The organism is Caballeronia sp. (assembly GCF_049581465.1).
Lineage (GTDB): Bacteria > Pseudomonadota > Gammaproteobacteria > Burkholderiales > Burkholderiaceae > Caballeronia.
The window spans coordinates 1-6,299 of sequence record NZ_JBAUSA010000377.1 but is presented as its reverse complement, the minus strand read 5'-3'; the positions used below and the strand labels follow the sequence as shown (position 1 = coordinate 6,299).

6 protein-coding genes are annotated in these 6,299 nt (G+C 58.7%); 4 read left to right on the top strand and 2 right to left on the bottom strand.

Annotated elements, in window-relative coordinates:
- Positions 1–579, top strand: a 579-nt coding sequence (locus WCA53_RS09395; protein ID WP_423908354.1) for a LysR substrate-binding domain-containing protein, incomplete at its 5' end; no start/stop codon positions are given.
- A 54-nt stretch (positions 580–633) separates the two neighbouring features.
- On the opposite strand, the gene WCA53_RS09390 is transcribed toward WCA53_RS09395, so the two are convergent.
- Complete coding sequence (locus WCA53_RS09390; protein WP_423908352.1) at positions 634–1,926, bottom strand: cystathionine gamma-synthase family protein; 1,293 nt, start codon at positions 1,924–1,926, stop codon at positions 634–636.
- Positions 1,927–2,298: 372 nt separating this feature from the next.
- Here WCA53_RS09390 and WCA53_RS09385 point away from each other — a divergent pair, with 372 nt between their 5' ends.
- The 3 genes from WCA53_RS09385 (at position 2,299) to WCA53_RS09375 (ending at position 5,177) form a co-directional block, all read left to right on the top strand.
- Entirely contained in the window at positions 2,299–2,889 is a 591-nt protein-coding gene (locus WCA53_RS09385) for a hypothetical protein (protein ID WP_423908349.1), read from the top strand.
- 423 nt (positions 2,890–3,312) lie between these two features.
- Positions 3,313–3,570, top strand: coding sequence for a hypothetical protein (locus tag WCA53_RS09380; RefSeq protein ID WP_423908347.1), 258 nt, complete (start codon positions 3,313–3,315; stop codon positions 3,568–3,570).
- A gap of 293 nt (positions 3,571–3,863) precedes the next feature.
- Positions 3,864–5,177 (top strand): ATP-binding protein, encoded by a 1,314-nt coding sequence (locus tag WCA53_RS09375; protein ID WP_423908345.1) that lies wholly within the window; start codon positions 3,864–3,866, stop codon positions 5,175–5,177.
- Positions 5,178–5,251: 74 nt separating this feature from the next.
- Here WCA53_RS09375 and WCA53_RS09370 read toward each other — a convergent pair whose 3' ends face one another.
- Positions 5,252–5,968, bottom strand: coding sequence for a TetR/AcrR family transcriptional regulator (locus WCA53_RS09370; protein ID WP_423908343.1), 717 nt, complete (start codon positions 5,966–5,968; stop codon positions 5,252–5,254).
- Positions 5,969–6,299 lie beyond the last annotated feature (331 nt).

Below are 6,299 nucleotides of genomic sequence, written 5' to 3'. Positions count from 1 at the left end.
CGCGACCGCTACCCCGGCATCGCGCTGGAATTGATCGAAGCGCCTAGCGCGGAACTGGGCGGTCTGATCGGCAGCGGACGGGTGGAACTCGCGGTGGTGGTCGACGCGGTGCAAACCCGCGGCGTCGCCGCGCAACGGCTGCTCACCGAGGCGCTGTACCTGATTGCGTGGCCGGAATTTTCGATGCCGAGCGAGCCCGTCGCGATCGCAGAGCTGGCGCGCATGCCGCTGATCCTGCCGAGCGCGCCGAACACGATTCGCAGCCGCGTCGAGTGGGCGCTGCACGAAGCCGGACTGTCGTGCGAGATTCTCTTCGAGGCCAGTTCAACGGCGTTGCTATTCGCTGCGGTGATGGCGAAGCTAGGTGTGACGATCCTGCCTTGGACCGCCGCACATGTCGAACTCGATGAGCGCAAGCTCAAGCTTGCCAAGGTCGATCACCGGCTGTTCTCGCGCGACCTGTCGCTCTGCTGGCACGATACGGCATTGCTGAGTAACGCCGTGCAGAAGGTCAAGGCGACCATGCTCGAAGTGTTCGACAGCCTCGGAAAGCGGCCGGAGTGGGCGGCGGCGGATTAGCGTGCGCGCCCCTCAGGGCGATGGTGCGTTGCGGCTCGCCGGGCCCACGCCTTCTCAACCATTCAAGGAGTGTTCCAGAGCGTTCGACAGGTCGGCGATCAGGTCATCCGGATGCTCCAGGCCGACCGAGACACGAATCAATCCTTCAGACACGCCCGCGGTAGCGCGAGCCTCGACAGGTACACCGGAATGAGTCGTCGACGCCGGATGACAGATCAGTGACTCCGTGCCACCCAGGCTCACGGCAGACTTGAAAAGGACCAGGCCATTGATCAACCTGAAAGCTTGTTCGCGGCCCCCATCGAGCACGAATGCGAATGTCGATCCGGGGCCAGTGCATTGACGTCGATAGACTGCCTGGTAAGCCGGGTCGTCATTCAATTCCGGATGAAGGACTTTAACGGAGCAATAAGGATTGCCCGCCAGCCACTGCGCGACGGCGGTCCCGCTGCGAGCGGCCTGCTCCATCCGCAGGACCAGCGTTTCCATAGAGCGCGTGATCATCCACGATGAGTGCGGATCGAGTTGAGAGCCAAGCGCACTGCGGATCGAACGCACCCTGGTTATCAGGCTGCGGCTACCGGTCACTCCGCCAGCCACCAGATCGCTATGTCCGCCGACGTACTTCGTCAACGAATACACGCAGAGGTCGATGCCTTGCTCAACGGGCTTCTGATACAACGGACCGAGCAGCGTGTTGTCGCACACCGAAATCGGACGATAGCCGTGCCGCGTCTCAAAGGCGTCGATCTCTCGACGCAGCCCTTCGAGATCGAACAGCGCGTTCGTTGGATTAGCCGGCGTCTCGATGTAGCACATTCGCACCTTGCCTTTTTGAGCGGCTGCTTCGAGCGCGTTGTGAATCTGTTCCGTCGAGAGTCCATCGTCGATCACATGCGACGTGATGCCCCATTCCGGAAGAAACTTCGAGAGAAGTGTTTCCGTCCCGCCGTACAGCGGCGCGGACTGCACGACACAGTCTCCTGGGCGCAGGAACGCCAGCAAGACCGCTGCAATGGCGGACATGCCGCTCGACGTCACGACAGCCGATTCGGAACCGTCCAAAAGCGCGAGCCGGTCCTCCACGATCTCCAGGTTCGGATGATTGAATCGGCTGTAGACAAGTCCCGCGCTTTCACCTTCCGGTGAAGGCTTGCGGCCTGAGACCCGATCGAAGAAATCGGCACCCTCTTCTGCAGTACGGAAGGCAAACGTCGACGTCAGGAACACAGGAGGTTTGACCGACCCTTCGGAGAGGAAGGGGTCGTAGCCATAGGACATCATCTGTGTCTGCGGATGCAGATCGCGCCCGGCTATCTTGCGCTTATGGTAATTGCGATAGGCCATGCTTGCTCCATATAAAGTTCTATTGACGGTCGAACGTATAGCAAAATCAGATGTGCGCATAGTTGTAAGGTGACCGGGCAGCATGTGATATTAACTGTCAACCGGCCCAATTCATTTCCAGCCGCCGACATCGCCTATAGCGGCTTATCGCCGGACGTGACGTCGACACCAGGAGGAGAATGATGAGAATAATGATATTTCTGACTACGCAACCTTTGTGGCTGTCCGGCGCAATTCTGGTCGGTCTGGGCACATTAGTGGCAATGGCCGGGCCCATCGTCGTTCGTCGACACGTGAGCCTGTCGCGGCTGAGCACTAATAACGAGGTAGCCGGCTTCAAGTTCGCGACGGTGGGCGTTCTATGCAGTGTTATTGGGCTTTGCAGTGATTGTCGTTTGGGAGAAATTCAGCGACGCGGAGCATGAAGTCGCTCAGGAGGCGGGTGCGTCGGCAACGATCTATCGTCTGTCGAATGGAATCAGCACTCCTTCAAGTGTCGAGATACATGATGCGCTTAGCTTCTATCTCAGGACGGCAATAGCGAAGGACTGGCCCGCCATGGAGCACGGCCACGCAAGTGCCGAGGCCACCCACGCGCTGAACAACCTATACACCACGACCCTTCGCTTTCGGCCAGCGGATCCTCGCGAAACGGTCCTGCTAACAGAAATCCTGCACCAGTTGGATCTTGTCGGCGAGGCTCGGCGTGACAGGCTCGTCATGGCGTCCGGCATAGTACCGGGAATCGTCTGGCTCGTCCTGTTCGGGGGTGCAATGCTGACTATCGGGTTTACATTTTTCTTTGGCACCGAGAATCTTCGTGCGCAGACGATCATGACCGGCATGTTGTCGGTGCTGATCCTCTCTGCGCTGCTGACTATTGCCGCGATTGATCATCCCTTCGCGGGGACGGTAAAAGTAGGACCCGAGGCGATTTCAGGGGTTCTGGAAGATTTCGGTTGAACCGTTGAGACGGCGTTGCCATGTAAAGTGTACCGCGCCGCTTGGGGCAGGCAAAATGGACAACTAACGAAATTAATCTTGCACGGACGGTGATTGGTTGTGTGAATATGTCCATTGGAAAGATGTTGACGGTAAAGCGTTCTTTGGTCAAAATATCTTTCCGTTGTAAAAATTAATCGCTTTCGGGTGGACAATGAATCGATGCCGGTGGCCGTCGGGGCGCTATTGCGATGACCGGCACGGGGGTCGAGGCATAGCACCGATTAAAGAATTTTCAGACTAAGGAAACCTATCGATGCAAATACGCGCTTCTTCGGGCGTGGTGGCAACCACGGCGACAAACAATCAGACGGGTGAATCCGTCGCGCGCGGTACCCGCCTGACCAGCGTCTCGCCAAGCGCTATTGCTTCAACGACGCCGATATGGACCTGTTCTTCATGGCTGCGCTGGGCTGGGGACCGACGGGTGGACTCGACATCGGCCAGGCTTTCCACGTGGCATCGGGTATTACCGACGGGGACCCGGACAGTTGGGTGCAGGCGTTTGCAAACTACGGCGCGGCGATGAACGCGCAGGCGGACGTCTGGAAGACACGTGGCTGGAAACAGCAAGCTGGCGAGATGCGCCTCAAGGCGTTTGCCAGCTATCGTTCGGCATGGCCGTTCGCACTGCCGCGATGAGAGCGAAAGTGGCTCGTGAGGGTGAGCGTCGAGTGAGTCGTCGTCGGCAGGCGTTAGTTAGTGATCTCCTTGACGTGTGCTCAAAAAAATAACATTATCTTTCCATTGGAAAAATTAAGCGTTGAATTTTTTTGTATTAATCTTTCCAGTAGAAAAATTGGCCTCAGACGCGAAGCCACGTCTGCGTTGCGTCTCGTCATCCTGATCCTGTTCACGAACGCGCGTGCCCTAGCGGCGCGCCGATCGTCGTCAGGAATCTTGCCTATTCATCGTAATCGAGCACGGAACCTGATATGAGCAAGTCGCTTAGAGGTCAACTTTCTCTTGCCCTCTGTGTGCTGGTCGCTGTTGTCGCCATCGCTCAGGGGCTGAGCTCGTATCAGCTTTCGAAGGAGGGCATGAGCGCACTGTTGGACCTGCGTCTCGAACAGGTGGCGAGCCGCATGCGCGGCGACGCGGGCGATCTATTGCCCGCGATTGCTGCGGGTGGTTCGCAGCCTGAAGGCGATGTGGTCGTCACGATCTGGAACGGCGACGAGCTTGCGCCTTATCGCAGTACGGAACCGTCACTAAGGCTTGCGCGTAATGCGCCCGAAGGCTTCACGTCGATCATGGTCGATTCGCGACTGTGGCGCGTTTATACATTGCGTGATCAAGGCCGGATCACCGAGGTCGCGCAACGGTCGTCGGTTCGAAGCGAGTTAGCCGAGCAGGATGCGGTCAAGACGCTTTGGCCGATGATCGTGCTGATACCGCTCGTATGGGCGGCCGTCCTGATCGTTATCAACTGGTCGTTAAGGCGGCTCAAGGGGCTGGGCGACGACGTGCAGAACATCGACGTCAGCAGTCTGCAGACGCTTCCGGCCTCAGGTGTCCCGGCGGAAATCGTGCCGCTTATTGATTCGATCAATCTGATGATTGCGCGGCTCGCGAAGTCATTCGAGGCTGAGCGCAGATTCATCTCCGATGCCGCTCACGAAATAAGAACGCCGCTCACGGCACTTCAGATCCAGGCTGCCAACCTTGCACGAGATATCGTGCCGGGCAATCAGCAGCGATATCGCGAACTACGCGGCGGGATTGCGAGAAGTACGCGAGTGGTCGAACAGATGCTGGGCCTTGCCCGGGCCGACGTCGCGTTGCGGGCTGATGCGGTGACGCGCGTTGACGTCTCATCGGTGGTCGTGGCTGCCATCGCCGAAGTGTTGCCGATCGCCGCGAGCCGGGACATCGATATCGGCGCGGAGGAACTTCGGGATTTGCACGTGAATGCGATTGAAACGGACGTTCACATAGCGCTTCGAAACCTGGTGAGCAATGCCATACGCTATACGCCCGAGGGAGGGCAGGTCGATCTGCGTGTAAGTGCGCGCGACGGCACGGCGTGGATCGATGTCACCGATACCGGACCCGGTATTGCTGAAGATGTATTGCCGCGCGTGTTCGACCGGTTGTTTCGGGCAAACACCCAGGTCGAAGGAACGGGTTTAGGCCTTTCCATCGTGAAGGCAATCGCGATCAAGTATGGCGGCGTCACCGTCCTGCGCAATCGACACGACGGGGCTTCGGGCATCGTGGCGTCGATCGGCTTGCCGCTCTCCGCGTAATTGCGCGGCCGGCTGCTTCACTGATCTTGAGTGAGGCCGGGCAAGCGCGCTTGGCCGGCTTGCTGTGCTCGAAGCTAGCGGCGTTTGGTGGTCTCGGTCAAGCCAGTCGGGACTAGCCGCACATGCTCAATCGCCGCGACGACCAGGTCTTCGGCGTCGCGCATGCCTTCAGTCGATTTGGCGAGCAGATTCAAGCGCCCATCGATCAGCAAGCTCGCCAGGCCGTGCACGTATGCCCACGCAGCAGTCATGATGATTGCCTGGTTGGTGTCCGGCTGCACGTACTCGTTGGCGCCCGACGTGCTCACCCCGTAGAGGTCGGCGAGGGCACGCGTAGTGGTTTGTCTGGCTTCCAATAGCGCCGGGCGTGTGGGGTCGAGTAGCTCGCCGCGCGACATCAAGCGAAACAAGTCGGGATTGTCCGCCGCGAACGTGACATACGCTCGCGCCATGGCCCGACGGCGGCTTTGCAATAGCTTGACACTTTCAGTGGCGGTAGCCAGCGCCGATACGAGTCGCCGGTGGCCGCTAGCCGCAAGCTCGCTCAACACGCCCGACATGTCGCCGAAATGGTGCTGCGCGGCCGTATGTGAGACGCCGGCCTCTCTGGAAATGGCTCGCAATGTCAGCCCGCGCATTCCATCCCTTCGCAGGACGACTTCGGCTGCATCGAGGAGTGCTTGTGGAAGAGAGCCGTGGTGATAGGGCTTATCAGCAGACGGGACCGCTTGACCCTTTCGGGCCTGTGTCTTCGATGAACCCGAAGCGCGCCGCGCTGTCCCCTGAGTCATATTTATCAAAGCCGATTATCAAAACCGAGAAATAGTGGCGACTCTAACAAAAAGAGGTTGGGGAGTCAAAACGGGGAGCGAAGCTAATTGGATTCTAATTCCACGACAGTACATTGGACTCCCGAACCATTCACAACCGTCAAGGAGAGTGCGTGATGCTAGACCTGTTTCAGCGAGCCGACTTGATCGATGCGGCGAGGCGCGGAGTTAGCGGGATCAATCGAACGATACAAAGGCTGAAGAAAGAGTGTCCGCAAGCCTTTCATACGGACGATACGCTGCGTTCGCGAATTTTCTATCACAGACCGCCAGAACACACGCCGTGCAGGGG